This is a genomic window from Natronomonas sp. EA1 (assembly GCF_051195035.1).
Taxonomy (GTDB): domain Archaea; phylum Halobacteriota; class Halobacteria; order Halobacteriales; family Haloarculaceae; genus JBNTJV01.
Genome location: NZ_JBNTJV010000002.1, coordinates 538,847 through 563,518, shown reverse-complemented (window position 1 = coordinate 563,518; position 24,672 = coordinate 538,847). Strand labels below are relative to the sequence as shown.

The following is a 24,672-nucleotide window of genomic DNA, read 5'->3' as shown; positions in this document are numbered from 1 at the left end:
CGCACTACGACAGGACAGAGCCGCCGTAGCTCAGTTGGTAGAGCACCTCGCTGTTAAGGTGTCCGGGCGTCGGCCCACACCGCAGTCACGAGGTTGTCCCAGGTTCGAGCCCTGGCGGTGGCGCTTCTCGAATTCTCACTCAGGTAGCGAGGCGTTTCATCGCTGAGGGCTCGCTGTAATCGGTTAACGCCACGGGCTCGAGCCGACGAGAGGAAGTCCACGAGCGCAGCGAGTGGAAGCGTCTCGGCCCGTTCGAGCCCTGGCGGTGGCGCTTCTCGAATTCTCACTCAGGTAGCGAGGCGTCTCCTCCCGCGCAACACTCTTCCCGTCGACCCGAGAAGCCAGCTCGATGGCCGCCACGCTCTCGGAACCGCAGGTGCTCGCGCACACGAAACGACGGCTGTTCCCCGACACGGAGGGGTACGCCGTCTGCGACACGCAGTTCGCCCGCGAGACGTGGCTGGAGGGGGTCCCCGTCGACCCCGCAATTCAGGAGGTGCTCGCCCCGTTCAACCACGTCCGCGTGGGGTCGGGGTATCCGGACCTCGTCGGCGTGCGGGCGCTCGATTCGGACCTGCTCGCGGTCGAGCGGTTCGGCGACGACCCGCCGCTCGTCGCCGTGGAGGCGAAGGGGTACGCGCAGGGGGGTGTCGACGTCGAACGCGCCGTCGTGCAGGCGTACGACCGCCTCGGGGAGGCGAACGCCGTCTACGCGGCGGTCCCCGCGAGCGCGGTCACGCAGGGCACGCGGACGCTCGCTCGCGAGCTCAACGTCGGGCTGCTGGCGGTGGATCCCGGTGGGACGGTCGACCCCCTCGAACGCCCGCGGGTGGTCGGCAACCGCACCTCCACGGAGGGGCAGGCGATTCGCGTGCAGGCGAGCGCGCAGGGCGTCACCGAGCAGTCGTTCTCGCTGAACCACCCGAAGAACTACCTGGGGTATCCGCTGGCGTGCTACGCCGAGGGGGAGACGGACGCGCTCGTCGCGGAGCACGTCGTCGGCGCGGTGGCCGGCGCTCGGACGGGCGCGGTGATGCTCGGGCTGGTCGAGGACGGCGCGGGGCGCGAGCGGCTCACCGGCCTCGGCGCGGAGGTCGTCCGCTTCGCGCTCGCGGAGTACGGGGACGTGGACGCCGCGCTGGGGGCGTTCGACGACTGGCACGGTTCCCCGGCGCGGTTCACGTCGCTCGCACCGCGGTGGGCCCAGCTCGCCCGCCGCGTGGTCTACGAGCACCCCGCCGTCGCGCTCATCGCTCACGAGCTCCAGCGGTTCCACGACGACCACGGTCGCGGGGCCTCACTCCCCGAGCTGGTCACCTACCTCTACCACCAGCACCCCACGTTCGCCGTGGAGCTGTTCCTCCGGCGCGACGCCGACGTTCGCTCGCGGGCGTTCGACGCCGAGGACTCGCTCCGGCCCGAGGTCCTGCAGGAGGGCTCCGTCTACCACTCTCCGACGGTGTTCCAGCTGAAGGCGATACTCTACCACGTCGGGCTGGTGACGAGCCGGGGGTCGGAGCCGAGCACTCTCACCCCGAGCGAGGACAGCTGGGCGCTGGCGGACCCCCTGCGCCGGTTCCGGCCGTGTTGACCCGATAGACTGATTGTTCTCGGCAGAAAATCGCCCGATAGAGGGCCCTTAGCTCAGTCTGGTGAGAGCGCTCGGCTCATAACCGAGTGGTCACTGGTTCGAATCCGGTAGGGCCCATCGTTCACGCGAGCACAGCGAGCGGTGAACGTTGCCGCCGACGGATCCGAATGAGGGAGCGAAGTCGGATTCCTCCCACCCGTAAACGGGTGGGCTTCCTCCTCGCAGTCATGTGAGAAGGCGTCTACTCCTCGTCCTGCTGGCGGAGCTGTTTCAGTTTCGCCACCGCGTCGTCGTCGCTCGCGGCACGGGTGGTCTTCGGTGCCGGCTCCCCCTCGCCGTCCTCGTCCGCCTCACCCGCGTCGTCCCCGAACGCGATGTCGGTGGAGCCACAGAGGGGACACGCCTCGGTGCCGGGATCGACATCCGTCCCGCAGATGGCACAGACGCCGGATTCGGGCGTTGCGGTCTCCTCGCCTGCCTCCGGCTCGGCCGGCTGCGCGTCGGTGTCGCTTCCGAACCCGAACAGTCGCTTGAGTCGGTTCCAGAGGCCCATCTATCGGTAGTGTTTGAACAGCAGTCGGCGCACGTCGTCCTTCGTCCGCGCGGGCTTCGTCCCGCCGTCGGGGAGCGTCACCTCGTAGGGGGCGTCGCCACCGGATTTTGCCCACTTGTCGTCGTGGGTCTTGAGGAGGTTCATCATCGCCTGCAGCCGGTTCGGGCCGCCGTCGTTCTCCGAGGCGTTCGACGCCTCCTCGGGGTCGGGCTCGGCCTCGGCGTCTCCCGACTCCGGTTCGACCGCGTCCTCGACGATGTCCGTCGGTTCGTCGCTCGTCGGTGTCGCCGCGGCGTCCGCGCTCGCCTCCGGGGAGACGTCCGCCTCCTCGGGCGGGGTGTAGGTGTCGAGGAGATATTCGAGGGCGTCGACGGTTCGGACGGTCGCGTACTTCCCGGCGATAGCCGATTCCAGCTCCGCGCGGACCGATTCCAGCCGGTCGGCCTGTGACTCGGTGAGGTCGATAGATGGCATCTACCCACGGGTAGGCGCGACAGGAAATAATCCCTCCGCCGGTCAGTCGGCGCGCGAGCCGACGCCGTCACCGCGCTCGTGGGCGACGCCGGTCGCGGGGAGGCGGGCGGCGCAGGTTCCACAGAAGGCGTAGCCGGGTTCGTTCGTCGTCCCGCACTCCTCGCAGGCGACGGGTCCGGTGGCGCTTCCCCCCGAGGAACGCTTGCGCAGGTAGATGGCGAACAGGACGAGATGGGCGACGAACAGCCCGGCGAGGACGGCCACCGTCCCCAGCGGCAGCGAATCTATCATCGATCTTCCGTTGTTCCGCTCGTATCGTAAAAACACCGAAACCGGTGTGGGGAGTGGTCACATGGCACTCGGAACCGACCTTCTGTCCCTACGCGGCCAACGGATTTATCCGTCCGGCGACACTACGTCGAGACACCTACTCGCCTTCCTTTCGGGCGTGGTGATCCATCCATGCAACAGTTTACCCGTTCCCACGAGCGTAGCGAGACGCCAGCAGAGACCGACGCCCGCGACGAGGAGACGCTGTCGTGTCCCGAGTGCGGTGGCGATCTCACCACCGACGAGGCCCACGGCGAGACCGTCTGTGCGGACTGCGGGCTGGTCGTCGACGAGGACTCCATCGATCGCGGGCCGGAGTGGCGCGCGTTCGACTCCCGCGAGAAGGACGAGAAGTCGCGTGTCGGCGCCCCGACGACGAAGATGATGCACGACAAGGGGCTCTCCACGAACATCGGCTGGCAGGACAAAGACGCCTACGGCAACTCCCTCAACAGCTCCCAGCGCCAGAAGATGCAGCGACTGCGGACCTGGAACGAGCGTTTTCGCACCCGTGACTCGAAGGAGCGCAACCTCAAGCAGGCGCTCGGCGAGATCGACCGCATGGCCTCGGCGCTGGGCCTCCCGGACAACGTCCGGGAGACCGCCTCCGTCATCTACCGCCGCGCGCTGAGCGAGGACCTCCTGCCCGGCCGCTCCATCGAGGGGATCGCAACCGCGAGCCTCTACGCCGCCGCGCGGCTCGGGAACGTCCCCCGCTCACTGGACGAGGTGGCCGCCGTCTCGCGCGTGGAGGCGGAGCGGTTCAAGCGGGCGTACCGCTACATCGTCAGGGAGCTCTCGCTCGAGATCGAGCCGGCGGACCCCACGCAGTACATCCCGCGGTTCGCCTCGGAGCTCGGCGTCTCGCCGGAGACGGAACGTCACGCCCGCGAGCTCGTCGAGAGCGCGAAACGGGGGACCGTCATCTCGGGGAAATCCCCCGTGAGCATCGCCGCCGCGGCCCTCTACGCCGCTGGCCTGCTCACGAACGCCGAGGTGACCCAGAGCGAGGTCTCCGCGGTCGCCGACGTGAGCGAGGTCACCATCCGGAACCGGTATACGGAACTCCTGGAGGCCTCGGATTCCGGCTTCGGCGAGCAGGACGCCCGTGCGGTCTCCGCCTGAGCCGCCCGCCTCAGGTCGTGAACTCCCCGCCGTCGAACTCCTCTAGCACCCACTCCAGCTCCTCGATTGCCCGGAGCACGGCCACTTCCGCCTCGTCTTCGAGCGCCGAGACGGGTGGGTCGTGCCGGTCGTACTCCGCCTCCAGCGCCTCGATGCGCTCGCGGATCTCGGATTCAGTTCGCATACCCGTGCCAGTTCCTGCCAGGCCTTGATTGTATCGCCGCAACGCCGAAACCCCTCGCGGTCCAAGGAGGCCCATGAGCGACCAGCAATCCGACGACGCGGCGTGGCGCGAGAAGCTCACCGACGAGGAGTACCGCGTCCTCCGCGAGAAGGGGACGGAGGCGAAGTTCACGGGCGAGTACATCGGGAAGAACGACGCGGGCACTTACGCGTGTGCCGGCTGCGGCGCGGAGCTGTTCGACTCGGACACCAAGTTCGACACCGAGGGGAGCGGCTGGCCCTCTTTCTACGACGCCAAGCCAGAGGCCATCGACTTCGAGCGCGACACCTCTCACGGGATGGTCCGCACGGAGGTGCTGTGTGCGAACTGCGGCGGCCATCTCGGGCACGTGTTCGACGACGGGCCGGACCCGACCGGGAAGCGGTACTGCATCAACAGTGTGGCGTTGGAGTTTGAGGAAAGCGAGGACGACTGAAAGGAGTCCTCGAAAGAGCGAGCGGTGAGCGTAGCGAGCCGTGAGCAGCGAGTCCTCGGAGTCGGGCGAGTGACAAAGAGGGATGACGCCTACAAGTGGCGCAACAAGTATGCGCCACGAGCGTGTAGAGTCGCGTATGGCAACGGAGAACTCCCCGGAAGAGACAAAAGTGAGCGACAGCGGTGTCGTCACGGTTCCGGCGTCGGTTCGACGACGGCTCGACATCGAGCCCGGTGACAAGCTCCGCTGGAGTGTCGACGAGGAGGGGAGTCTCACCGTCGAGGTCGTTCGGCAGCGGTACGGGGCGTTCGAGGACTTCGAGCCAGTGTCGATGGGTGGCGACGGGCTCGAAACGCACGATCTCGCCGGATACGAGGAGGACTCCGCGTTTTCCGAGGAGTCGTAGATCCAGCTACGCTCGTCGATACTGGGGTTCTCATCGGCGCTGCCGATGCTGACGACCAGCATCACGCCGCCGGAATCGGTATCGTCCGAGCTATCGACCGTGGCGACCTGCCGACTGGTCGCATTCCGAACTACGTCGTTCTGGAAACACTGAACTGGATCCACGAGCGCAAGGAACACGACACCGCTGTCGACTTCTACCGTCGGCTCACGGCGTCCGCTGGCTTCGAAATCGTCCACTGTACCCAGAAGGATTATCACCGGGCCGTCGAGCTGTTCGAAACCTACGACACGCCCGCGTTTGGTGACGCGACCATCGCCGCGTACATGGAACGAATCCGGTGTCGAGTATCTCTATTCGTTCGACGATGATTTCGACCGATTCGACTGGGTGACGAGACTCGACACCCCCGACAACCCCTTTGCCTAATTCTCCGATCGCCTGATAACGGCCGTTTCGACGGTCACGTCCACACGACCAACTCACAGCGCGTCGGCCAGCGCGAACAGCGGCTCCACGTCGCTCCGGGCGTAGTCGGTGAGCAGCCGCTCCAGTTCGCGGAAGGTGAGCGTCCCCCTCGCGTCCACCTCGGCGAGGGCGAGATAGCGCTCGCCGAATTGGGGAATATCGCCGTTTTTCACCTCCTCGGAGCCGAAGTCCCGCGAGCGTCGCCAGTCGTCGGGCTCCATCCCGTGGTCGTAGTCGGCCCAGTGGGTCGCGGTGACGGGCACGTCCACGCGGGCGCAGGCCTGCTCGAAGGAGGGTTTCCCGCCCCAGCGCGCGACGGCGCGGGTCCGCAGGTCGTCGTGCTCCAGCGAGTCGAGGAAGCGCTCGACGCGGTCGGGAACCGCCGAATCTCCCACGGCCTCGGCCGCGCGGGCGGCGCGCCCCCGGAGGTGGAGCAGGTCGAACCGGTCGCCGTTGAAGGTGACGAGGGTGTCCGCGTCGCGCGAGGCACACCACTCCAGCACGCGCTCGATGAGGTCGAGTTCCGACTCGGGGGAGGTGCCGTCGCGGAAGAGCACGGTCGTCTCGACCCCCTCGGCGTCGTGGCCGAGCGCCACGGCGAGCAGCTCGAAGTCGTCGGAGTCCTCGAAGTCGGGCCACTCGTCGGGGGCGAGATGGGGGCTCACCGTCTCGATGTCGAGGGCGAGGCGCATACTGCCTCCAGCGCCCGGTGGGAAATAAATCACCACGAGGTGAGCGCGGCGTCCCCGTGGGCGACGCGGAGCACGCCGAGGAAGCCGACGGCGGCGGTGAAGGCCGTGAGCGCGCCGACGTAGAACACCCACGCCATCCCCACGTCGGTCATGAGGAATCCGCCCAAAAGGGGGGCGACGACGGAGCCGGGTCGCCAGACGAGCTCGCGGATGCCGAAGGAGGCGGCGACACCGCCGCCCTCCGCGTCCGCGCCCTCGTCCGCGAACAGCGCCATGCTCGCGGGCTCGCGGAAGGCGTCGGCCACGCCCAGCAGGGCGTTACAGGCGACGAGCGGGAGGAACGCCGGCGTCAGCGTCCCGAACCCGGCGACGAGGGTCGAGCCGCCGAGGGCGACGACGGGGGCCGTCCCCGCCAGCCACTCTGCGCCGGGGAGCCCCGGCGGGAGGCCCAGCGCCGTCCCGATGCCGGTGGTGAACGGGACGACGAGGGCGACGACTCCATACGAAAGCCCGCCGCCGAAGACGAACAGCGCGCGGCCGAAGCGGTCGGAGAGCCGCCCGGTGTGTGGCTGACAGAGCATGTTCGCGGCCTTCTCGGCGGTGAGGACGACGGCGACGGCGACGGCCCCGTAGGCCAACCCGCCCTTGGCGGCGGTGACGCCGGCGAAGATGGGGACCCACGTCCGGACGAGGGTGACGCTGACGGCGTACTGCGCGCGGAAGACGGTGAGCGCGCGGATGCGGTCGGAGAGCGCGAGGGCCGTAAATGGGAACCCGGAGATCCGCTCTTCGTCGCGCTGGACGAACAGCGTGACCCCGAGGAGGGCGAGCGCGAAGAGGGCGACGAGGACGGTGTAGAGCGTCTCGAACCCGTACGCCTCGTAGAGCACCCCGGCAGAGAGCCCCCCGCCGATGCCCGCGGCGAAGCGCGCGGCGTTGGCCTTCCCGATGCGGTTCGCGCGCTCGGCGGGCCCGGAGAGGTCGCCGACGAGCGAGAGGGTGATGAGCGAGGTGCCCGTCGCCCCGGCCCCCTGGAGCGCGCGGGCGGCGACGAAGGCGACCCCCGGCGCGAGCAGGACGAGGCCTGCGCCGTCACCGATGTAGTAGAAGACGGCGTACGAGAGCAGGGCGAGCGCGAGCGAGACCTGCAGGACGCGCTTCTTGTCGCCCGCGTCACCCCACCAGGCGAGGGGGACGACGACGAGCGCCTGCGCGAGGGTGAACCCGGTCGTGAACATCCCCAGGAGGAAGGCGTCGGGGTTGAACAGGTCGATGTATCTCGGCAGGAGCGTGGCGAGGGTGACGAGGCCGAACCCCCCCGCGAAGCGCGTCAGGTAGAGGGCGAGGAACTGGAGCCGCCGTTTCACACCCTCACTCCACGAACGAGCGGAAAGAGGCTACCGACTCGCCGTCGACTCAATCCGATAACCCTCTTTAGGAGGGGGGTCGAACCCCCGGGCATGTCAGGCAAACTCGGCCGTCGCGCGTTCATGCGTGCGGGGGCAGGCGCGGTCGCCGCTGCGGCCGCGAGCGCGAGCGTCACCGCACAGGAGACTGTCGACTACGGCGGCTGGTTCGAGAACGTCTCGAACTACGACGGCACCACGGAGGATATGACCGGCCAGTCGCAGGTCACGATCGAGGTCGGAGCCCAGGGCAACGGCGGGGCGTTCGCGTTCTCGCCGCCCGCGGTCCGCGTCGACCCCGGGACGACGGTCCAGTGGGAGTGGACGGGCAACGGCGGCACTCACAACGTCGTCGAGGCGTCGGAGTCCGGCGGGCACTACGAGTCCGAACTCATGAGCGAGGCCGGGTCGACGTTCACGCTCACCTTCGAGAGCGAGGGCATCTCGAAGTACTACTGCTCGCCGCACCGGAGCCTCGGGATGAAGGGGGCCGTCGTCGTCGGCTCCACGGAGGGTGACACCGCGGTCTCGGGTGCCGAGTCCGTCCCCGGCGGCGCGACACAGGGGACGCCGAGCGGGAACGGTGAGGGCGACGGAAACGGCGATGGTGGCGGAAACGGCGAGGGCGACGGAAACGCCGAGGAGACGCCCTCGGGGCCGACGTTCGACACCGAGACCCTCTCGCTGTTCCTCGTCGCCGCCGTCATCGCCGCGCTCTCCCCGCTGTTCTTCCTGCTGTTCATGGCGAAGCAGTACCGTCCCGACGAGGAGTGAGTCCCCCCGGCTCTCGCCCCCCGTGAGCGCACGACCGCCCGGACGCTTATGCTCGCCGCGTCGTAAGGACGGCCATGTCACTCTCGCTCGACCCCGAACAGCTCGACCGGTACTCCAGACACATCATCATGGACGAGGTCGGCCCCGAGGGGCAGGCGAAGCTCCTCGACGCGCGGGTGCTCTGTCTCGGGGCCGGCGGGCTCGGCTCGCCGGTCATCCAGTATCTCGCCGCGGCGGGGGTCGGCACCCTCGGCATCGCCGACGACGACGTGGTCGAGCGCTCGAACCTCCAGCGACAGGTCATCCACGGTGACGCGGACATCGGCCGACCGAAGGTGGAGTCGGCGAAGGAGTTCGTCGAACGCCAGAACCCCGATATCACGGTCGAGACACACGAGACGCGCGTGACGGCGGCGAACGTCGAGGAGCTCATCGCCGACTACGACCTGGTCGTCGACGGCACGGACAACTTCGCCACCCGCTATCTCGTCAACGACGCGTGCACGCTCGCCGGCGTCCCGTTCTGTCACGGCGCAATCCTCCGGTTCGAGGGCCAGATCGCCACCTTCGACGGGGAGGGGCCCTGCTACCGCTGTATCTTCCCGGAGGCCCCCGAGCCCGGCACGGTCCCCGACTGCGCCACGGCGGGCGTGCTGGGCGTGCTCCCCGGGACTGTGGGGTGTATCCAGGCGACGGAGGCCGTGAAACTCGTCCTGGAGTACGGCGAGCCGCTCACCGGCCGGATGCTCTTCTTCGACGCCGGCGACATGAGCTTCCGCGAGATTCCCGTCGAGCAGCGCGAGGACTGCCCCGTCTGCACCGAGGGCGGAATCAGTTCCATCCACGAGGTGGAGTACAGCCACACCTGCTCGATCAGCTGAGCTCGACGGGTTCCGGGACGAACGCGTTTCCGTCCCACATCCACGCGCCGAGCCACGGCTCCGGGCCGTCGAGCGCGAGAATCAGATACACGTGGTCGGGCCACGTCGCCAGCCGTTCGTCCGTCTCGGAGGGGGCGCGCGGCCCCCGGGGATGGGAGTGGTAGAACCCTACTACCTCCTCCCCCGCGTCCTCGATGGCTCTGAGAAGCGAGAGCTGTTCTGCGGGGGCCAGCTCGTATCTCGTCTCGGGAGTCGCCGCGACGTTCTCTGCCCGTTTTACGGTCGTCACCTCTCTCCCCTCCCCACCGAGCACCCCGCACACCTCTTCGGGGGCGCCCTCGCGGGCGTGGGCGACGATGTCGTCGTATACGGCTCGCGAGAGCTTCATAACTCCGCGAGGGGGCGAGCCACGTCTCGGGGGGCGGCGTCGTACACGTCTGGGTGGACCAGCCCCGCGAGGTACTCCATCGTGTCGACGACGCGGGGCCCCGGCCGGTTCACGTAGTGGTGGCCGTCCATCGCGTAGACGCGACCCTCTTTCACGGCCGTGAGGTCGTTCCAGCCATCGAGTTCGGTGAGGTCCCCGAGGTTCTCCCGGGTCTGGTCGAGGCCGAAACCGCACGGGGCGACGACGAGCACCTCGGGGTCGTACTCGCGTATCTCGGACCACTCGCGTGGCGTCGAGTGGTCCCGCGGGTCGGCGAGGCCGTACTCGCCACCGGCACCCGCCACGAGCTCGGGAACCCAGTGGCCCGCGACCATCACGGGGTTCGTCCAGTCGAGGACCGCCACACGCGGGCGCTCGATCGGGGCGCGCTCCTGGACGCGCTCGACGCGCTCGCGCAGGCCGGTGATGAGTTGGTCCGCGCGTTCCTCGCGGTCGAGCGCTCGTGCCACCGCGCGGATGTCGTCGTAGATGTCGCCCAGCGAGTGGGGATCGGTCGTGACGACCTCACAGTCGAGGCCGAGTTCGCGGACCGCGTCGGTGACGACGGCGGAGTCGACCGCACACACGTCACAGACGCCCTGCGAGACGACCACGTCCGGGTCCGCGGCGACGAGCGCCTCACGGTCCAGCTCGTAGACGCCGCCGTCGCTCGCGGCCTCCAGCACCTGCGCGTCGATCTCTCCCGAGGAGGCCCCGGCGTCCACCCGCGACCGGACGACGGCGGGCTGCTCGGCCGCCTCCGGCGGGAAGTCGCACTCGTGGGAGACGGCGACCGGCTCCACGCCGAGCGCGTAGACGATTTCGGTGGCCGACGGGAGCAGCGAGACGACGTTCATACCTCCTCATCGTGCGGGGGGTGCCTAACGATGGCGAACTGACGAGCATTTACGCCCCCGCTTCTATGTCCCGGTATGCAGCAGACGACGGCGGGCACCTACCGCGTGCTGGCGAGCCCCCGCGACCCCGACGAGTGGCTCCTCCTCGACACCGCGAGCGTCGACCCCACCTACGTCCCGGCCGGCGACGAGGACCTCCCCGAGCTCCACCCCGGCAACCGTGTCCACGCCGAGTTGGTCTGGGACGACGACACGCCACGCTTCTCCGAGCTCGACATCGAAACCGAGACCCGCTTTTTCTTCACCCGGACGGGCGCGTCGATGTTCGAGGTCGCGCTCGACTGCTGGTACGAGGCCGAAGCGGCGAACGAGCCGATGAACGCACAGGTCACCTACTCCACCGACAACGAGCCCAACGGCGTGGTCTACACCTTCGCGGACCAGCCCGGCCAGCGCGACCTGCTCGACGAGTTCCGCGACGGCGTGAACCCCCTCGAACCGCTCGTCGCGCGGGCCGCCGAGAACGCGGACCCTCCGTTCGACGTGTTCGTCATCGACCACACCGGCCACCCGTTCCTCGTCGTCTACATCGTGCTCGACCCCGACGGCATCCTCGCGGACACCGTGCGCGACACCTATTTCTGAGCGCTCTTCGCTCTCGGAGTATGCACCTCACCTACACGAACCGCGTGCGGTTCGCCGAAACGGACAAGCAGGGAATCGTCTTCTACGGCAACTACGTCACCTACCAGGACGAGGCCGTCAACGGCTATCTTCGGGAGGTCTACCCCTACGATTCGTTCGAGGGCTGGGACATCCACGTCGTCAACGTCGATCTGAGCTACCGCACGACCGCCAGCTTCGAGGACGAGCTGGAGAACCGCGTGGGGGTGGCCGAGATCGGCGAGAGCTCCATCACCTTCGAGTACGAGTGCTCGCGCGACGGGCAGGTCGTCGCCGAGGGGACGGTCACCCACGTCGCGGTGGACGAGGAGGGCCGCCCGACGCGCGTCCCCGACGACTTCCGGGCCGCGGTCGACGCCTTCGAATCCGACGGCGAATGAGCGACGAAAACTGGGTTTCTGGCGTTTCTATCGTGGAAATAACGCCGAATCGAGACAACTGATAAGAGGGTCGCCGGCGTACTCACGGTATCTGTCCACGCTGGACACAGGTGACCTCACATGACAATCGAACCGGTACGACCCCGCGGGGGACACGCATGAGTCAGCCGGCAGGCACGGGGACGGAGCAGGCCCTCCGGACGGACGACCTCTTCCGCGCGCTGGCGAACCAGCCGCGGCGCGTCGTCCTCTTCCATCTCCACCAGCATGGCGCGGCGACCATGGACGACCTCCTCGACGTCGTGCTCGACCTCATCGACATCGAGCGCGAGGTCGGGACTACCGGCGAACTGGCCCGAACCCGCATGCGCACCGCGCTCATAGCCTATCATCTCCCACTCCTCGAGCGCTACGGGCTCGTCGCCTACGACCGCATCCACGATGTCATCGAACTCGGCGTCGCCCCGGACGATCTGGGCGCGTGGCTCGATCTGGCCGTCCGCCGTGAACTCCGCTGGCGCGACCCCGAACCGGAGTCGGAGAAGGAGTCGGGTGAGGAGATCACCGTCCTCATCGTCGACGACGACCCCCACACCGTCGACCTCCTCGAACACTTCATCCCCGAGCGCCACGCCGACCTCGGCGTCGTCACCGCGACGAACGCCCCCGACGCCTTCTCCATCATGAAAGGCGGCGACGTGGACTGCGTCGTCTCCGACTACTGGATGCCCGCCATCGACGGCATCGAGTTCCTCCGGGCCGTCCGCGACGACTACCCGGAGATGCCCTTCATCCTCTTTACGAACAAGGGGAGCGAGGAGGTCGCCAGCCAGGCCATCGCGAACAACGTCACCGCCTACGTCCCCAAGGGCACCGGCCCCGAGCAGTACGACCGCCTCGCCCAGCAGATCCGCCGCGCCGTCACCCGGGGCAACCGTTAATTCCCTCTCTTCCCTTTTCGGGGTATGACCCTCGATTCGATGGCCGACGAACTGATGGCCCACGGGATCTACGTCGAACACCAGGACGTCCACGAGGGCGACCTCCACATCGAATACGAGACCACCCGTCCGGGCGAGGGCGTCCCCCGCCGCGAAGCCGGCCGCGTCTGTCAGTACCTCCGCGACGCCGACTGGGAGCCACAGGACGTCCACGGCTGGGTGGTCGATACTGACGGAAACGAACGCGGGAGCTGGCACGCGAAAGCCGGCTGGTTCGTGGCGCTCGAAGAGGAGCTGATCTCGGAGACGGACTTTTCGACGCTGTTGATCTCCTCGATTCGGTAGCACTATCGGGGTGTTTATGATTATTGACTATCTTCTGAAAACAGAAAACAGGTAGTCGTTTATCGTGTCAATCTACGCCTTCGGTGATGAGTCTGGAAATTTCCGTGCTGTCCTGAACGGCACGGATGGAGAAGTGTTCTCCATCGGTGTTGTTCTCGGCGACCTGAACGACTGTGGTGGGTGTGCAAAACGGGCCGTTCGTCGGGAGAGGTCGATGGACGAAGCGAAGTGGACATCCATGACCTCGGTACAGAAGCGTCGGGCAATCGAGTGTCTCAACGAACCGGACCGCAATGTTCGTCTCGGGTATCTCGTGTTAACACAGGAGCGAATAAACGCGCTCTCGAACAGTCACGAACTGTATCATGGCAGTAATCTCGACACACACGCCGACGTGACGTGTCTCGGCGTTGGGTATGCACATGTGCTTGAAACGTTGACCGAGACGCCCTCGCGGGTTCGCTTCACGTTCGACCAGTTCTACAGTCCCTCTCAGTCGAAAGCAATTAAACGAGTGCTCGACGACGAGGTCGAACTTTTTGACTCGAAATACGGGTCTTCGCACTCTGTTCGGGGTGTCCAATCTGCTGACTGCGTGGCCGGTGCGGTCTCAGAGAAGTATCGCGGCGGAACTGATTGGGAACGAGAATTTGACTCCAGTCGAGCGATTGACTGCACCGAATCGTTCTGTGAAGCGTTGGACAGATGGCTCTCGGGGTTATGAAATCCGAACCGTGGTTGGCCTCCCACCCACTCGCCTGAGGATGACGTGAGGCAAGGTGCTTTTAACACCAACGCAGGGTCATCGACCGTCCACGGCTTTATCGGTATTGTACTAGTCGTCGTGCTTGTATTAGAATCTTGTGGGAATTGTGGGAAATCCGGTAACCCAGCATGACAACCGTCTCTGGCAACCCTACGTTCCTCGCCGCTCAACACGTCGGTTTCGGGTCGAGGCCCAGCCCCTCCAGCGTCGCCGCGTACTCCTCGTAGATGAGCGCGATCGTCTCCTCGGCGGCCTCCCTCGCGCGGTCGTAGTCGTCGTCGCTCTCGCAGACGGCGTCCAGCGTCTCGACGCCGAGTGCGACGATCTCCTCGGTGTCCGCGCGGAGCTCGCGGAACACGTCGGCCGTGGACTCCTTCGCGTTGTTGACGAAGAAGTTCACCGTCTGGAGGAGGGTGCCGTCGGCGGCGAGCGCCCGCCCGATGAGGCCGGCGCCGACGCGTTCGGGGGTGCCCGAGAGTCCGCGGAGGTGGTCGTGGAGGGGGCCGGCCTCCGCCTCGATGTCCGCGCCGAGGATGCCGACGACGCGGGTGTAGTGGTCGCGTTCGGTCGCGGCGACCTGCTCGAACGCCTCGCGCGCGGTGTCGTCGTCCTCGTCGTCGGCCCACGCCTCGAACGTCGCGGCCGCGCGGGCCTCCGCGCGGGCAGCGGCGGCGAGCACTTCCTCACGGTTCAGCGTCGCTTCGGTCTCGGCGACCAGCGCCTTCCCCGACCCGAGTCGCTGGAGCTCCACCTGTTTCGACGCCCGGACCGCCTCGAGTACGTTCGCTCCGTCCATACGTGGTGAAGGTGTCGACGGGTCAAGGGTTTTCCCCGCGCTCGCCCAAAGAGGGGTATGGAACACACCCCCGAGGCCCTCCAGCGCGCCATCGACGCGGGCGAGCCGGTGTCGATACTCGACGTGCGGAACCGCGAGGAGTGCGAGGCGTGGGCCATCGAGGGGCCCGGCGTGGAGCGCACCCAGGTCCCGTACATGGAGTTCGTGGCGGCGAAAGCCAACGGCTCCGTCGGGGCGCTCGTCGACGGGGAGGACTACGTCGTCGTCTGCGCGGAGGGGGTGGCGAGCGCGGAGGTCGCGGAGAGCCTCCGGGAGGCCGGTATCCCCGCGGCGAACCTCGACGGCGGGATGGAGGCCTGGGGACGGCTCTACGACGCCCGGGAGTTCACGGCCGGCGAGGCCGCGGTCGTCCAGTACCGCCGGCCCGCGACGGGCTGTCTCGCCTACCTCGTCGTCTCGGGCGGGGAGGCGGCCGTGGTCGACCCGCTGCGCGCGTTCGCGGACCGCTACGCCACGGATGCCGAGGAACGGGGAGCCGACCTGAGATACGCCATCGACACGCACGTCCACGCGGACCACCTGAGCGGCCTTCGTGAGAGCGAGGCCACCCGGATCATGTCCCGGCAGGCCGTCGACCGCGGGGTCTCGTTCCCGGTCGAGACCGTCGGCGACGGCGACCGCCTCCCGCTCGGCGACACCGACCTCGAAATCGTGGCCACGCCCGGTCACACGACGGGCATGATTTCGATTCGCGTGGGGAACGCCCTGCTCTGTGGCGACACGCTGTTCGTCGAGGGGGTGCCGCGCCCCGACCTCGAACCGGGGGCAGACCCCGAGGCCGCGGCCCGAGAACTCTATCACACCGTCGTCGACCGGCTCGGCGACTTCGTCCCCGAGACGCGGGTCTGTCCGGGCCACTACACACCCGGCGACCCGCCGTCGCGCGACGGCAGCTACACCGCGGCGCTCGGGCCGCTGCGTGCCCGCATCGAGGGGTTCGGCTCGGCCGAGGCGTTCGCCGAGCGCGTCGCTCGCGCGACCGGCGACCCCCCGGCGAACGTCGAGCGCATCCTCGCGTCCAACCTCGGGACCGAGGAGATAGACGACGACACGGCTTTCACGCTCGAACTCGGTCCGAACAACTGTGCCGCGAGCCTCTGACGTCCGGGATTTCCTCCTCTCCGAGCACCGCGAGTTCGTGACGACGACCCTCGCGTGTGCCGATTCGGTCGCTGCGGGCTGGGACGGCGAGTCGACCACCGACCGCGCGCAGGTCGTCCCGCCGTTCGAGACGCTTCTGGAGCGAAGTGGTGTCCTCCCGGCCGCGCCATCGGTGCTCGCGGGGTGTGTCGCGGCCGCAGGGGAGCGACTGGGTGCCCAGCCGGTGGCCGCACCGCCTTACGTCGTCGTGACGGGCGAGGGGTTGCTCCTGCGCGCGACCCTCGATGAAAAACGGTTGCTCGTGCGGGTGCGGGCGTTCACGCTCGAGCGCGACCCCCCGCGCTACGTGCGCGGGCCGGAAGCCCCCGAGGATGCCCTCGAAATCACAGTCCGGTGAACTTCCCACGGTCGTAGATATCCAGCTCGGAGACCATCGACGGGGACTGCTTGGCGGCGAAGACGATGGACTCCGCGACCTCCTCCGGCTCGACGGCCTCGCCGGGCTCGAACAGCTCCTCGAACGGCGCGCCGGAGAAGTCGCTGTCGCCGCCGACGGTGAACTCCGTGCGGACCGCGGCGGGGTTGATGACGGTGACGCCCATGTCGGTGCCGACCTGCGCGGAGACGGACTTCGCGAAGCCGCGGGTCCACCACTTCGTCGCAGCATAGACGGGATTGAACGGCCGGGGGAACTTCCCCGCGAAACTGCCGAGGAAGATGAGCGCGCCCGACGACTCCCGGAGATGCGGAATCGCGGCGCGCGTCGCGTAGAACATCCCGTCGCAGTTGACGCTCATCATCGTCCGGTACTCCTCCGTCGTCATCGACTCCACGTCCGCGCCCTGCGCCAGCCCGGCGTTGTTGACGAGGACGTCGAGCCCGCCGAACTGCTCGACCGTGGCCTCGACGAGCGCCGCCACCGCGGCCTCGTCGGTCACGTCCGTCGGGACGACCTCGATGACGGTGTCGTAGCGCGCTTCGAGCTCGTCTTTCAACTCGTTCAGGCGGTCCTCGCGTCGCGCCGCGACCGCGACGTTCGCCCCCTCCTTCGCGAGCTGCGTGGCGGTGGCCGCACCGATCCCTGCGCTCGCGCCCGTGACGATCGCCGACTTGCCGTCGAGTGACTCCATGGCCGGGAGTCTCCTTCGGAGTACGTCGCTCTTTCGGCGGTTACAGTTCTTCGAGGTCCGCCAGGATCTCCTCGGCGTGGCCCTCCGGCGAGACACCCTCGTACGCGAGCACGATTTCCCCATCGGAAACGACGTAGGTGTTCCTGAAGACGCCCTCCACGACGTTCCCGAAGACGTTCTTCTCGCCGTAGGAGTCGTACTTCGATGACACCTCACCGGACTCGTCCGACAGGAGGTCGATGGGGAGGTCGTACTTCTCCTGGAACGCTTTCAGATCCGAGACGGGGTCGTCGCTGATTCCGAACACGTCGATATCGCGCGCCTCGTACTCGCTCCACGCGTCCCGGAAGGCACACGCCTCCTTGGTACAGCCGGGAGTGTCCGCGCGGGGATAGAAGTAGACGACGACGGTGCCCTCCGTGGGGAGCGAGACGGGCTCGCCGTCCTGATTCGGGAGGTCGAACTGCGGGGCCTTCGTGCCAGTGTCGAGCATGGTCGCTGGGTCGGTCGGCCGGAAGAAAGCGGTGACGGTCGCGGTCTCAGTCGTCGCTGACGCCGAGGTCACCGTCGGTGTCGTAAACGGTGACGCGGCCGAGGTCGACGTGTTCCGAGAAGACGTACGCCCCGCCGACGAGCAGCACGAGGCCGATGGCCAGCGCTGGGAACGCCGGCAGCCCGTAGCCGCTGGCGAGGAACAGCAGCGTCGCGATGAGCCCCGCGAGCACCGCGTAGGGTATCTGCGTGTTCACGTGGTCGACGTGGTCGCTGGCGGCGAACATCGACGAGAGCACTGTCGTGTCCGAGATGGGCGAGCAGTGGTCTCCGAACAGCGCGCCGGTGAGGATGGCCCCGATGGCCGACGGGAGCGGCGCGCCGAGATTGAACGCGAGCGGGATGGCGACGGGGAAGAGGATGCCCATCGTCCCCCACGACGTTCCGATGGAGAAGGAGATAACGACCGCGGCCACGAAGATGATAGCCGGAAGCATCGCGGCGCTGATGACCCCCTCGGCGATACCGACGATGAACGGCCCGACCCCCATCGCCTGCGACACCGCGCCGATGGACCACGCGAGCGAGAGCACCGCGACCGGGAACATCACCATCTTGAACCCCTCGAAGATGGCGTCCGAGATGGGCTCGAGGCCGATGCGGGCGTGGCCGACGAGGATGGTGAGGATGGTCGCCGCCCCCGTGAACGACGCCCAGAGGATGGCGTTCGCCGTCGACGCGTTCGAGATGGCGTCGACGAGCGCGTTCGAGAGCGCGCCGAGGCTGTCGGCCCCGAACACCGCATCCAGCGTGAGTCCACCGGTGTACAGCAGGCTGAACGCCGTCATCCCGACCAGCGCGACGATGGGGGCGGCGAAGTACCACCACTCGGGGTCGACGTGTTCCGGGGTGACGATGTCGTCCTCCTGCGTCTCGATGAGCGGATCGGCGTCGTCACGCAGCACCTTCCCGGTCTCCTCTGCCCGCCGTTCGGCGGTCTGCATCGGGCCGAAATCCCAGTCCGTGAGGATGACGACGAACACCAGCGCCATCGCCAGCAGGCTGTAGAACCGGAACGGGATGGACTGGAGGAACATCACGAACGGGTCGGCAGTGATGCCGAGCGCCTCGAACTGCTGCTGGATGAGTCCGACCTCGAAGCCCAACCACGTCGAGACGACGGCGACGGAGGCCGTCGGCGACGTGGTCGAGTCGAGGATGTACGCCAGTTTCTCCCGGGAGATGTCGAACTGGTCCGTGATGGGACGCATCACCGACCCCGTAATCATCGTGGAGGCGTAGGAGTCGACGAAGATGAGCATCCCAAGCCCGGCGGTCCCCAACTCGGCCCCTTTCCGGGTGCGAATCCGATCGGCGATGCGAGTCGCCAGCGCGGACATCCCGCCCGAGAGGAATATCATCCCGAGCATGGCCCCCACGAGGAAGGTGAAGAGGAGGAGCTTCATGTTCCACGTCGCGGTCACGTTGCTCACCACGAACTCGAGGGCTCTAGCTGCCCCGGCCACCGGGTTGTAGCCGACGATGATGGTCGCCCCCAGCCAGATGCCCGCGAACAGCGAGAGGAGCACCTGCCGGGTCGTCAGCGTCAATCCGATCGCGACGAGCGCGGGAAGCAGACTGATCAGCCCGTACGTCTCTGGTCCTGCCATACCGGATGGGCCTTGTGGCAACCACCGGAAAGAAGGTTGTGATTTCAAATACAGTCCGGGGTTTTTTACGATGATGTTCAACTTCTGTCTCGGTATGCTAATTGAACGTTCAGGACCAGTGGTGAGAGCGCGGATATCGCCATCGCACACCGGCGGACGCCCCTGCTCTGCTCTCGCCGGCGCCGAGTTACCAACGTAAGGGGGAACTAAGTATCGTGCTTGGGATGTACGCCCATGCGACTCGCTGACAAAACAGTGTTCGTCACGGGTGCCGGCTCCGGCATCGGACGGGCCACGGCGGAGCGGTGTGCCGAGGAGGGGGCGACGGTGCTCGTCACCGACATCGACCCTGATGGAGGAACGGAGACGGTCGACCGCATCGAAGCGTCGGGCGGGGAGGCCCACTTCCACGAACTCGACGTGACGGACGCCGAGGCGTTCGACGCGGCCATCGAGGCCACCGTCGACGAGTACGGCCTCGACGTGGTCGTGAACAACGCGGGCATCGGCCACCCGCCGGCCCTGACGGAAGACACCGAGCCGTCCACCTTCGAGTACGTGCTGGACGTGAACGTGAAGGGCGTCTGGAACGGCTGTCAGGCGGCGCTGCCCCACCTCAAAGAGCAGGAATCGGGCAACATCGTCAACGTCGGCTCGCTCGCGTCGGTGTACGGACTCCCCTACCAGGCGGCTTACTCGCTGTCGAAGGGCGCGGTGCTGAACTTCACCCGCGCGGTCGCCGCGGAGGCCGGCCGGAACGGGGTCCGCTGTAACGCCGTGCTCCCCGCGTTCGCGGATACCCCACTCGGTCGGCAGTTCTTCGAGACGCGGTCGGACCCGGAGAAGGCGAAAGAGGAGATGCTGAAGCGGTACCCCCTCGGCAGACTCGCCCAGCCGGAAGAGGTCGCCGACGCGATTCTCTTCCTCGCCTCGGACGAGGCGTCGTTCATCACGGGCGAGGGGCTGACGGTGGACGGCGGCTTTTCGACCTCGTAGCGCCGTTCCCCGGTCAGGCGAACGCCTGCCAGCCGAAGTACGCGCCGAGTGCCAGCACGGCCACGCCGAGCACGCGGAGGAGCCACAGCCACGTCGCCGGGGCGGTCCCATCCGTCCCGTACTCCCCGCGCCGGTCGCTCGGCAGTCGGCCGGCCGTCTGCACTCGAATCACGGCCTCGGGGGCGGCGATGAGCACCAGTCCGAAGCCGATGCCGAGGACGGCGGCCAGCAGCGTCCGGAGGTCCATCAGCCGCGCAGGCGCTCGATGCGCTTCTCGACGGGCGGGTGCGTGGAGAACAGCTTCGCGAGCCCGCTCCCCTCACCGAAGATACACAGCGCGTTCACCTGCTCGTCGACCGCGGAGTCGTTCGCCCGCCGGTTCCCACTCGAGATCTTTTCGAGGGCGCGAGCCAGCGGGTCGCCCCCGCCGATGGCCCGCTTCGCGTCGCTGTCGGCGACGTACTCCCGGTAGCGCGAGATGGCGAGGACGAACACCATCACGAGCAGCTGGACGACCTGCCCCACGACGATGGCGAGAAAGAAGTCCGCGAGCTCGTTGTCCCCCGTCAGAAGAACGACCCACTGCGCGGCGATGGCGACGATGGAGGCGATCCCCTGCCCGAGCACCATCGCCACCACGTCGCGGTTGGCGATGTGCGCGAGCTCGTGGGCGAGCACCCCGTCGAGCTCGTCGTCGTCGAGCAGCTGGATGAGCTCCTCCGAGACGACGACGACGCCCGCCCCCTTCCGCCCGACGGCGAAGGCGTTTGGGACGCCCATCCGGGCCACCTTCAGGGTGGGCTTGTCGATGCCCATCCCCGCCGAGAGCTGTTCCACCCGCTCGTGGATGCGGGGGTAGCGCGCCTCGGGCATGTCCTCCGCGCCGACGCTCCGGAGCGCGGCCCACTTGCCGACCTTGTACTGGACGCCGACGAACAGGACGCTCCCGACGAGGACGAGCGGGAGAACGCCCGTGCCGAACACCGCCATGATGCCGACGGCGGCCACCGCGTAGAACGCGAACAGGATGGAGCCGACGACGGCCATCCGTGCTTTCAGCCCGAGATGTCTCATCGCGCGGTACTACTGGGTCAGGACACTAAGGTCCGACGGCCGCGGCTGGGGGTCACGTTCGCGACCGGAACCTTCGGATGCTCGCGCGTCACCCGAATCGGGCAGGAGTCCGGCGCCTGCTCGTCGTCCTCGGGGAGCATGTACTGGTGCCACTCGCGGTCACCGTCGACCCCCCAGTCCCCGAGGTGTGGGTGGGGTGGGTGGCCGTCGTAGCCGCGCAGGCGGTCCTGGATGACCTCGCGGGCCCGCTGGCCGAACTCGGTCTCGGCGGTGACGCCGACGGTCTCGAACAGCGTCCGGGGCTGGAACGTGATCTCGAGGCCGACGGGGCAGTACCGCGACTTGCGCTGTTCATAAAAGGGCGCGCGGCAGGTGGGGAACATCGGTTCGCCGGCGTAGGAGAACTCCCACGTCTCCGTGTCGGGGTCGGTGGGGATGTCCGCGGGCCACGGTTCGGGGTCGTGGACGTGGAGGAACTGGAGGATGTGCCAGAGCGCCTCGTGCCACTCGCGTTCGGAGAGCGGAACCGCCGAGGGAGCGAAGAAGGTGACGAGGGAGGCCCGGTCGGCGTGGTCCTCGTAGGTGGCGAGGTACTCCTGGAGGGTCTCGCCGAGCTGGAGCAGGTGCTCGGGGTCGTCCATCGAGGGGCAGACCGTAAAGAGGGGTTCACCCGCGCGCAGCGACTCCGCCGCGAAGAAACAGGGGAACGGAGTCTCGTTTCGCCGGCCGAGGATGCCCCCCTCGAACGTCTCCCAGTGGCGCTGGACCCAGCCGGGGGCGCCGGGGACCCGCGCTTCGAACGTCCGCTGGTCCATCAGGACCTGTAGCCCGGGTTCGTTCATACCACAGATGAGGACTCCCGGAAAATGAACCCTCCCCTTCCGGTCGAATCCACAGGGCTTTACCGGGGGAGCGAACACTCACACCCATGACTGCGGGCGGCATCGTCGGGGAGTATCTCGCGCTGAAGGAGGAATCCGAAGCGGACCTCCTGGCGATGCAGATGGGTGATTTCTACGAGTTCTTCCACGAGGACGCCGAGACGGTGGGCCGCGAACTCGACTTGAAGGTCTCCGAACGCTCCTCGGGCGGCGAGCTGTACAAGATGGCCGGGGTTCCCGTCGCCGATTTGACCCCCTACCTGAAGGCACTCGTCGAACGCGGCTACCGGGTCGCGGTGGCCGACCAGCACGAGATCGAGGGGGGCCACGAACGCCGCATCTCGCGGGTCGTCACCCCCGGCACGCTCGTCGACCCCTCCGGCGACGACGCCCAGTATCTCGCGTCGGTGGTCGGCTCGGGCGACACCGTGGGCCTCGCCTTCCTCGACATCACCACCGGGCGGTTCCAGGTCACCTCGCTGTCGGGCCCCGATTCGATGTCGCGGGCGCTCACCGAACTCTACCGCTTCGCCCCCACCGAACTCCTCCCCGGCCCTGACCTCCGAAACGACGACGACTTCCTCGGCCGGGTGCGCGAGCGGGTCGACACGAAACTCACCCTCCACGGCGCCGAGGCGTTCGCCCCCGGCCGCGCCCGACACACCCTGCAATCCCAGTTCGGGGAGGCCGCCGAGTCGGTGGGTCTCGACAGCGAGGTCGCGGTCCAGGCCGCGGGTGCGGCGCTCGCGTACGTCGAGGACACCGGCGTGGGGGCGCTCGCCTCCGTCACCCGCCTGCAGGCCTACTCGGCCGACGACCACGTCTCCGTCGACGCCACGACGCAACGGAACCTCGAACTCACGGAGACGATGACGGGCCAGGGCGTCTCGCTCTTCTCGACTATCGACCACACCGCGACGAGCGCCGGGCGACGGCTGCTGAAGGAGTGGCTCGGGCGCCCCATCCGCCAGCGCGGAGAGCTCACCCGCCGGCAGTCGGCCATCGCCGCCTTCGCCGAGGACGCGATGGCCCGCGAGGGGCTGCGCGACCTCCTGGCCGACGCGTACGACCTCGAACGCCTCGCCTCCCGCGCGGTCTCGGGGAGTGCTGACGCCGACGCCCTCCTTCGCGTCCGGGATACCCTCGCGCTCGTCCCGGAACTCACCGACGCCGTGGCGAACGCCCACCGGCTCTCCGACTCGCCGATCACGGACCTGCTCGACCGCCTCGACCGCGAGCGGGCCGCGGAGCTCCACGACGCGCTCGCCGACGCGTTGGCGGAGGACCCTCCGAACACCCTCACCGAGGGCGGCCTGATCCGGAAGGGGTTCGACGACGAGCTCGACGACCTCATCGAGCGCCACGAGTCCGCCGTCGAGTGGATCGACACCCTCGCGGAGCGGGAGTCCTCGAAATACGGCGTCTCCCGGCTCTCCGTCGACCGGAACAAGACGGACGGCTACTACATCCAGGTGGGGAAATCGCAGGCGGATTCGGTGCCGGAACACTACGAGGAGATCAAGACGCTGAAGAACTCCAAGCGGTTCGTCACCGACGAACTCGCGGCGAAGGAACGGGAGATCCTCCGGCTCGAAGAGCGGCGCGGTGACCTGGAGTACGAGGTCTTCCGTGGGCTTCGCGAGCGGGTCGCCGCGAACGCCGACATCCTCCAGGACATCGGGCGCGTCCTCGCCGAGATCGACACCCTCTGTTCGCTCGCAGTCCACGCGGTGCGCAACGACTGGTGTCGCCCCGAGCTCTCGGAGGGGGACGAACTCGTCGTCGAACAGGGCCGTCACCCCGTCGTCGAACAGTCCACGGAGTTCGTCCCGAACGACCTGCGGCTCGACAGCGAGCGACGATTCCTCATCGTCACCGGGCCGAACATGTCGGGGAAATCCACCTACATGCGACAGGCCGCGCTCATCACCCTGCTCGCGCAGGTGGGGAGCTACGTCCCCGCGCGCTCCGCGCGGGTGGGGCTCGTCGACGGCATCTTCACCCGCGTCGGCGCGCTCGACGAACTCGCACAGGGCCGCTCGACGTTCATGGTCGAGATGCAGGAGCTCTCGAATATCCTCCACAGCGCCACCGAGGACTCGCTCGTCATCCTCGACGAGGTGGGGCGAGGGACGGCGACGTACGACGGCATCTCCATCGCGTGGGCCGCGACGGAGTACCTCCACAACGAGATCCGCGCGAAGACGCTGTTCGCGACCCACTACCACGAGCTCACGGGGCTGGCCGACCACCTCCCCCGCGTCGAGAACGTCCACGTCGACGTGAACGAGGACGGGGGTGAGGTGACGTTCCTCCGGACCGTGGTCGAGGGCGCGACCGACCGCTCGTACGGGGTCCACGTCGCGGACCTCGCCGGGGTCCCGGGTCCGGTCGTCTCCCGCGCACGCGACGTGCTCGACCGGCTGCGCGAGGAGAAGGCCATCGAGGCGAAAGGCGGCTCCGGCGAGAGCGTCCAGACCACCTTCGACCTCGGGTCGGGGTCGTTCACGAGCGCGGCGGACGGCGGTGAGCGAAGCGACGAGGCCGCCCCCGCGCTGGACCCCGACACGGAGGCCGTCCTCGACGAACTCCGGGCGACGGACGTGAACTCGGTTCCGCCGGTGGAACTCATGGCGAAGGTGCAGGAGTGGCAACAACAGCTGGGCGAGTGATGCCACGCAACACAGTTTTCTCCCCCCGCGACGAGCCACGC

Annotated in this window: 31 protein-coding genes and 2 tRNA genes; 18 read left to right on the top strand and 15 right to left on the bottom strand. The window is 67.9% G+C overall.

Annotated features, from left to right (window positions below):
- Positions 1-19 precede the first annotated feature (19 nt).
- The 3 genes from ACQUQR_RS08815 to ACQUQR_RS08805 all read left to right on the top strand — a co-directional run bounded on the left by ACQUQR_RS08815 (position 20) and on the right by ACQUQR_RS08805 (position 1,708).
- Positions 20-123: transfer RNA gene (locus ACQUQR_RS08815), tRNA-Asn, on the top strand.
- A 226-nt stretch (positions 124-349) separates the two neighbouring features.
- Positions 350-1,591 carry a hypothetical protein gene (locus ACQUQR_RS08810; RefSeq protein ID WP_435196091.1) on the top strand — a complete coding sequence of 414 codons (1,242 nt, stop codon included), beginning with the start codon at positions 350-352 and terminating at the stop codon, positions 1,589-1,591.
- 42 nt (positions 1,592-1,633) lie between these two features.
- A tRNA-Ile gene (locus ACQUQR_RS08805) sits at positions 1,634-1,708 on the top strand.
- Positions 1,709-1,832: 124 nt separating this feature from the next.
- On the opposite strand, the gene ACQUQR_RS08800 is transcribed toward ACQUQR_RS08805, so the two are convergent.
- The 3 genes from ACQUQR_RS08800 to ACQUQR_RS08790 are packed head-to-tail and all read right to left on the bottom strand — an operon-like array spanning position 1,833 to position 2,909.
- A complete protein-coding gene (locus ACQUQR_RS08800) occupies positions 1,833-2,144 on the bottom strand; it encodes a hypothetical protein (RefSeq protein WP_435196090.1) in 312 nt (103 codons plus the stop codon).
- Positions 2,145-2,618: a hypothetical protein gene (locus ACQUQR_RS08795; protein WP_435196089.1), complete on the bottom strand. Its 474-nt coding sequence runs from the start codon at positions 2,616-2,618 to the stop codon at positions 2,145-2,147.
- A gap of 42 nt (positions 2,619-2,660) precedes the next feature.
- Entirely contained in the window at positions 2,661-2,909 is a 249-nt protein-coding gene (locus ACQUQR_RS08790) for a DUF7577 domain-containing protein (RefSeq protein ID WP_435196088.1), read from the bottom strand.
- Positions 2,910-3,080: 171 nt separating this feature from the next.
- Between ACQUQR_RS08790 and ACQUQR_RS08785 the strand changes: the two genes are divergently transcribed.
- A complete protein-coding gene (locus ACQUQR_RS08785; RefSeq protein WP_435196087.1) occupies positions 3,081-4,073 on the top strand; it encodes a transcription initiation factor IIB in 993 nt (330 codons plus the stop codon).
- A gap of 10 nt (positions 4,074-4,083) precedes the next feature.
- Here ACQUQR_RS08785 and ACQUQR_RS08780 read toward each other — a convergent pair whose 3' ends face one another.
- Entirely contained in the window at positions 4,084-4,257 is a 174-nt protein-coding gene (locus ACQUQR_RS08780; RefSeq protein WP_435196086.1) for a hypothetical protein, read from the bottom strand.
- Between the two features lie 73 nt (positions 4,258-4,330).
- Between ACQUQR_RS08780 and msrB the strand changes: the two genes are divergently transcribed.
- From msrB to ACQUQR_RS08765, 3 genes are all read left to right on the top strand, one after another.
- Positions 4,331-4,732, top strand: coding sequence for a peptide-methionine (R)-S-oxide reductase MsrB (msrB, locus tag ACQUQR_RS08775; protein ID WP_435196085.1), 402 nt, complete (start codon positions 4,331-4,333; stop codon positions 4,730-4,732).
- 136 nt (positions 4,733-4,868) lie between these two features.
- Positions 4,869-5,138, top strand: coding sequence for an AbrB/MazE/SpoVT family DNA-binding domain-containing protein (locus ACQUQR_RS08770; RefSeq protein ID WP_435196084.1), 270 nt, complete (start codon positions 4,869-4,871; stop codon positions 5,136-5,138).
- Positions 5,102-5,509: a type II toxin-antitoxin system VapC family toxin gene (locus ACQUQR_RS08765; protein WP_435196265.1), complete on the top strand. Its 408-nt coding sequence runs from the start codon at positions 5,102-5,104 to the stop codon at positions 5,507-5,509. Before ACQUQR_RS08770 ends, ACQUQR_RS08765 begins: the two co-directional genes overlap by 37 nt.
- Before the next feature lie 111 nt (positions 5,510-5,620).
- On the opposite strand, the gene ACQUQR_RS08760 is transcribed toward ACQUQR_RS08765, so the two are convergent.
- Complete coding sequence (locus ACQUQR_RS08760) at positions 5,621-6,298, bottom strand: hypothetical protein (protein ID WP_435196083.1); 678 nt, start codon at positions 6,296-6,298, stop codon at positions 5,621-5,623.
- Positions 6,299-6,327: 29 nt separating this feature from the next.
- Complete coding sequence (locus tag ACQUQR_RS08755) at positions 6,328-7,665, bottom strand: MFS transporter (protein WP_435196082.1); 1,338 nt, start codon at positions 7,663-7,665, stop codon at positions 6,328-6,330.
- A gap of 93 nt (positions 7,666-7,758) precedes the next feature.
- Here ACQUQR_RS08755 and ACQUQR_RS08750 point away from each other — a divergent pair, with 93 nt between their 5' ends.
- Positions 7,759-8,478: a halocyanin domain-containing protein gene (locus ACQUQR_RS08750; RefSeq protein ID WP_435196081.1), complete on the top strand. Its 720-nt coding sequence runs from the start codon at positions 7,759-7,761 to the stop codon at positions 8,476-8,478.
- Positions 8,479-8,552: 74 nt separating this feature from the next.
- The gene (ubaA, locus tag ACQUQR_RS08745; RefSeq protein WP_435196080.1) at positions 8,553-9,359 is read left to right on the top strand and encodes an SAMP-activating enzyme E1; all 807 of its coding nucleotides are present in this window, start codon (positions 8,553-8,555) and stop codon (positions 9,357-9,359) included.
- Here ubaA and ACQUQR_RS08740 read toward each other — a convergent pair.
- Positions 9,352-9,747: a desampylase gene (locus ACQUQR_RS08740; protein ID WP_435196079.1), complete on the bottom strand. Its 396-nt coding sequence runs from the start codon at positions 9,745-9,747 to the stop codon at positions 9,352-9,354. The genes ubaA and ACQUQR_RS08740 overlap by 8 nt on opposite strands.
- Entirely contained in the window at positions 9,744-10,643 is a 900-nt protein-coding gene (locus ACQUQR_RS08735) for an ABC transporter substrate-binding protein (RefSeq protein ID WP_435196078.1), read from the bottom strand. Before ACQUQR_RS08735 ends, ACQUQR_RS08740 begins: the two co-directional genes overlap by 4 nt.
- Positions 10,644-10,718: 75 nt before the next feature.
- On the opposite strand from ACQUQR_RS08735, the gene ACQUQR_RS08730 reads away from it, so the two are divergent.
- The 5 genes from ACQUQR_RS08730 to ACQUQR_RS08710 all read left to right on the top strand — a co-directional run bounded on the left by ACQUQR_RS08730 (position 10,719) and on the right by ACQUQR_RS08710 (position 13,717).
- On the top strand, positions 10,719-11,288 hold the full coding sequence (locus ACQUQR_RS08730; protein ID WP_435196077.1) for a DUF6663 family protein: 570 nt from the start codon (positions 10,719-10,721) through the stop codon (positions 11,286-11,288).
- Positions 11,289-11,308: 20 nt separating this feature from the next.
- Positions 11,309-11,707, top strand: coding sequence for an acyl-CoA thioesterase (locus ACQUQR_RS08725; protein WP_435196076.1), 399 nt, complete (start codon positions 11,309-11,311; stop codon positions 11,705-11,707).
- A 158-nt stretch (positions 11,708-11,865) separates the two neighbouring features.
- Entirely contained in the window at positions 11,866-12,648 is a 783-nt protein-coding gene (locus ACQUQR_RS08720) for a response regulator (protein WP_435196075.1), read from the top strand.
- 24 nt (positions 12,649-12,672) lie between these two features.
- Entirely contained in the window at positions 12,673-12,993 is a 321-nt protein-coding gene (locus ACQUQR_RS08715) for a hypothetical protein (RefSeq protein ID WP_435196074.1), read from the top strand.
- 64 nt (positions 12,994-13,057) lie between these two features.
- Complete coding sequence (locus tag ACQUQR_RS08710; RefSeq protein WP_435196073.1) at positions 13,058-13,717, top strand: DUF3800 domain-containing protein; 660 nt, start codon at positions 13,058-13,060, stop codon at positions 13,715-13,717.
- 208 nt (positions 13,718-13,925) lie between these two features.
- Here ACQUQR_RS08710 and ACQUQR_RS08705 read toward each other — a convergent pair whose 3' ends face one another.
- Complete coding sequence (locus tag ACQUQR_RS08705; protein WP_435196072.1) at positions 13,926-14,555, bottom strand: hypothetical protein; 630 nt, start codon at positions 14,553-14,555, stop codon at positions 13,926-13,928.
- Positions 14,556-14,612: 57 nt separating this feature from the next.
- Here ACQUQR_RS08705 and ACQUQR_RS08700 point away from each other — a divergent pair, with 57 nt between their 5' ends.
- On the top strand, positions 14,613-15,716 hold the full coding sequence (locus ACQUQR_RS08700) for an MBL fold metallo-hydrolase (RefSeq protein ID WP_435196071.1): 1,104 nt from the start codon (positions 14,613-14,615) through the stop codon (positions 15,714-15,716).
- Positions 15,700-16,113, top strand: coding sequence for a hypothetical protein (locus tag ACQUQR_RS08695; protein WP_435196070.1), 414 nt, complete (start codon positions 15,700-15,702; stop codon positions 16,111-16,113). The genes ACQUQR_RS08700 and ACQUQR_RS08695 overlap by 17 nt, the downstream gene beginning before the upstream one ends.
- Here ACQUQR_RS08695 and ACQUQR_RS08690 read toward each other — a convergent pair.
- From ACQUQR_RS08690 to ACQUQR_RS08680, 3 genes are read right to left on the bottom strand one after another with little or no spacing between them, the layout of a single operon-like run.
- Positions 16,100-16,846 carry an SDR family oxidoreductase gene (locus ACQUQR_RS08690; RefSeq protein WP_435196069.1) on the bottom strand — a complete coding sequence of 249 codons (747 nt, stop codon included), beginning with the start codon at positions 16,844-16,846 and terminating at the stop codon, positions 16,100-16,102. The genes ACQUQR_RS08695 and ACQUQR_RS08690 overlap by 14 nt on opposite strands.
- Positions 16,847-16,886: 40 nt before the next feature.
- Positions 16,887-17,339 (bottom strand): peroxiredoxin, encoded by a 453-nt coding sequence (locus ACQUQR_RS08685; protein ID WP_435196068.1) that lies wholly within the window; start codon positions 17,337-17,339, stop codon positions 16,887-16,889.
- 46 nt (positions 17,340-17,385) lie between these two features.
- Positions 17,386-19,008, bottom strand: coding sequence for a Na+/H+ antiporter NhaC family protein (locus tag ACQUQR_RS08680; protein ID WP_435196067.1), 1,623 nt, complete (start codon positions 19,006-19,008; stop codon positions 17,386-17,388).
- Between the two features lie 234 nt (positions 19,009-19,242).
- Here ACQUQR_RS08680 and ACQUQR_RS08675 point away from each other — a divergent pair, with 234 nt between their 5' ends.
- The gene (locus tag ACQUQR_RS08675; protein ID WP_435196066.1) at positions 19,243-20,004 is read left to right on the top strand and encodes an SDR family NAD(P)-dependent oxidoreductase; all 762 of its coding nucleotides are present in this window, start codon (positions 19,243-19,245) and stop codon (positions 20,002-20,004) included.
- Between the two features lie 13 nt (positions 20,005-20,017).
- On the opposite strand, the gene ACQUQR_RS08670 is transcribed toward ACQUQR_RS08675, so the two are convergent.
- From ACQUQR_RS08670 to ACQUQR_RS08660, 3 genes are read right to left on the bottom strand one after another with little or no spacing between them, the layout of a single operon-like run.
- Positions 20,018-20,251, bottom strand: coding sequence for a hypothetical protein (locus tag ACQUQR_RS08670; RefSeq protein WP_435196065.1), 234 nt, complete (start codon positions 20,249-20,251; stop codon positions 20,018-20,020).
- Positions 20,251-21,051 carry a M48 family metallopeptidase gene (locus ACQUQR_RS08665; protein WP_435196264.1) on the bottom strand — a complete coding sequence of 267 codons (801 nt, stop codon included), beginning with the start codon at positions 21,049-21,051 and terminating at the stop codon, positions 20,251-20,253. The genes ACQUQR_RS08670 and ACQUQR_RS08665 overlap by 1 nt, the downstream gene beginning before the upstream one ends.
- Before the next feature lie 44 nt (positions 21,052-21,095).
- Positions 21,096-21,920: a YqcI/YcgG family protein gene (locus ACQUQR_RS08660; protein ID WP_435196064.1), complete on the bottom strand. Its 825-nt coding sequence runs from the start codon at positions 21,918-21,920 to the stop codon at positions 21,096-21,098.
- Between the two features lie 86 nt (positions 21,921-22,006).
- Here ACQUQR_RS08660 and mutS point away from each other — a divergent pair, with 86 nt between their 5' ends.
- Positions 22,007-24,631 carry a DNA mismatch repair protein MutS gene (gene mutS / locus ACQUQR_RS08655; RefSeq protein ID WP_435196063.1) on the top strand — a complete coding sequence of 875 codons (2,625 nt, stop codon included), beginning with the start codon at positions 22,007-22,009 and terminating at the stop codon, positions 24,629-24,631.
- Positions 24,632-24,672 lie beyond the last annotated feature (41 nt).

Coding starts and splice junctions, on each gene's coding strand:
- ACQUQR_RS08810 (WP_435196091.1), top strand. CDS start 350: ATGGCCGCCACGCTCTCGGAACCGCAGGTGCTCGCGCACACGAAACGA.
- ACQUQR_RS08800 (WP_435196090.1), bottom strand. CDS start 2,144: ATGGGCCTCTGGAACCGACTCAAGCGACTGTTCGGGTTCGGAAGCGAC.
- ACQUQR_RS08795 (WP_435196089.1), bottom strand. CDS start 2,618: ATGCCATCTATCGACCTCACCGAGTCACAGGCCGACCGGCTGGAATCG.
- ACQUQR_RS08790 (WP_435196088.1), bottom strand. CDS start 2,909: ATGATAGATTCGCTGCCGCTGGGGACGGTGGCCGTCCTCGCCGGGCTG.
- ACQUQR_RS08785 (WP_435196087.1), top strand. CDS start 3,081: ATGCAACAGTTTACCCGTTCCCACGAGCGTAGCGAGACGCCAGCAGAG.
- ACQUQR_RS08780 (WP_435196086.1), bottom strand. CDS start 4,257: ATGCGAACTGAATCCGAGATCCGCGAGCGCATCGAGGCGCTGGAGGCG.
- msrB (WP_435196085.1), top strand. CDS start 4,331: ATGAGCGACCAGCAATCCGACGACGCGGCGTGGCGCGAGAAGCTCACC.
- ACQUQR_RS08770 (WP_435196084.1), top strand. CDS start 4,869: ATGGCAACGGAGAACTCCCCGGAAGAGACAAAAGTGAGCGACAGCGGT.
- ACQUQR_RS08760 (WP_435196083.1), bottom strand. CDS start 6,298: ATGCGCCTCGCCCTCGACATCGAGACGGTGAGCCCCCATCTCGCCCCC.
- ACQUQR_RS08750 (WP_435196081.1), top strand. CDS start 7,759: ATGTCAGGCAAACTCGGCCGTCGCGCGTTCATGCGTGCGGGGGCAGGC.
- ubaA (WP_435196080.1), top strand. CDS start 8,553: ATGTCACTCTCGCTCGACCCCGAACAGCTCGACCGGTACTCCAGACAC.
- ACQUQR_RS08740 (WP_435196079.1), bottom strand. CDS start 9,747: ATGAAGCTCTCGCGAGCCGTATACGACGACATCGTCGCCCACGCCCGC.
- ACQUQR_RS08735 (WP_435196078.1), bottom strand. CDS start 10,643: ATGAACGTCGTCTCGCTGCTCCCGTCGGCCACCGAAATCGTCTACGCG.
- ACQUQR_RS08730 (WP_435196077.1), top strand. CDS start 10,719: ATGCAGCAGACGACGGCGGGCACCTACCGCGTGCTGGCGAGCCCCCGC.
- ACQUQR_RS08725 (WP_435196076.1), top strand. CDS start 11,309: ATGCACCTCACCTACACGAACCGCGTGCGGTTCGCCGAAACGGACAAG.
- ACQUQR_RS08720 (WP_435196075.1), top strand. CDS start 11,866: ATGAGTCAGCCGGCAGGCACGGGGACGGAGCAGGCCCTCCGGACGGAC.
- ACQUQR_RS08715 (WP_435196074.1), top strand. CDS start 12,673: ATGACCCTCGATTCGATGGCCGACGAACTGATGGCCCACGGGATCTAC.
- ACQUQR_RS08705 (WP_435196072.1), bottom strand. CDS start 14,555: ATGGACGGAGCGAACGTACTCGAGGCGGTCCGGGCGTCGAAACAGGTG.
- ACQUQR_RS08700 (WP_435196071.1), top strand. CDS start 14,613: ATGGAACACACCCCCGAGGCCCTCCAGCGCGCCATCGACGCGGGCGAG.
- ACQUQR_RS08690 (WP_435196069.1), bottom strand. CDS start 16,846: ATGGAGTCACTCGACGGCAAGTCGGCGATCGTCACGGGCGCGAGCGCA.
- ACQUQR_RS08685 (WP_435196068.1), bottom strand. CDS start 17,339: ATGCTCGACACTGGCACGAAGGCCCCGCAGTTCGACCTCCCGAATCAG.
- ACQUQR_RS08680 (WP_435196067.1), bottom strand. CDS start 19,008: ATGGCAGGACCAGAGACGTACGGGCTGATCAGTCTGCTTCCCGCGCTC.
- ACQUQR_RS08675 (WP_435196066.1), top strand. CDS start 19,243: ATGCGACTCGCTGACAAAACAGTGTTCGTCACGGGTGCCGGCTCCGGC.
- ACQUQR_RS08670 (WP_435196065.1), bottom strand. CDS start 20,251: ATGGACCTCCGGACGCTGCTGGCCGCCGTCCTCGGCATCGGCTTCGGA.
- ACQUQR_RS08665 (WP_435196264.1), bottom strand. CDS start 21,051: ATGGCCGTCGTCGGCTCCATCCTGTTCGCGTTCTACGCGGTGGCCGCC.
- ACQUQR_RS08660 (WP_435196064.1), bottom strand. CDS start 21,920: ATGAACGAACCCGGGCTACAGGTCCTGATGGACCAGCGGACGTTCGAA.
- mutS (WP_435196063.1), top strand. CDS start 22,007: ATGACTGCGGGCGGCATCGTCGGGGAGTATCTCGCGCTGAAGGAGGAA.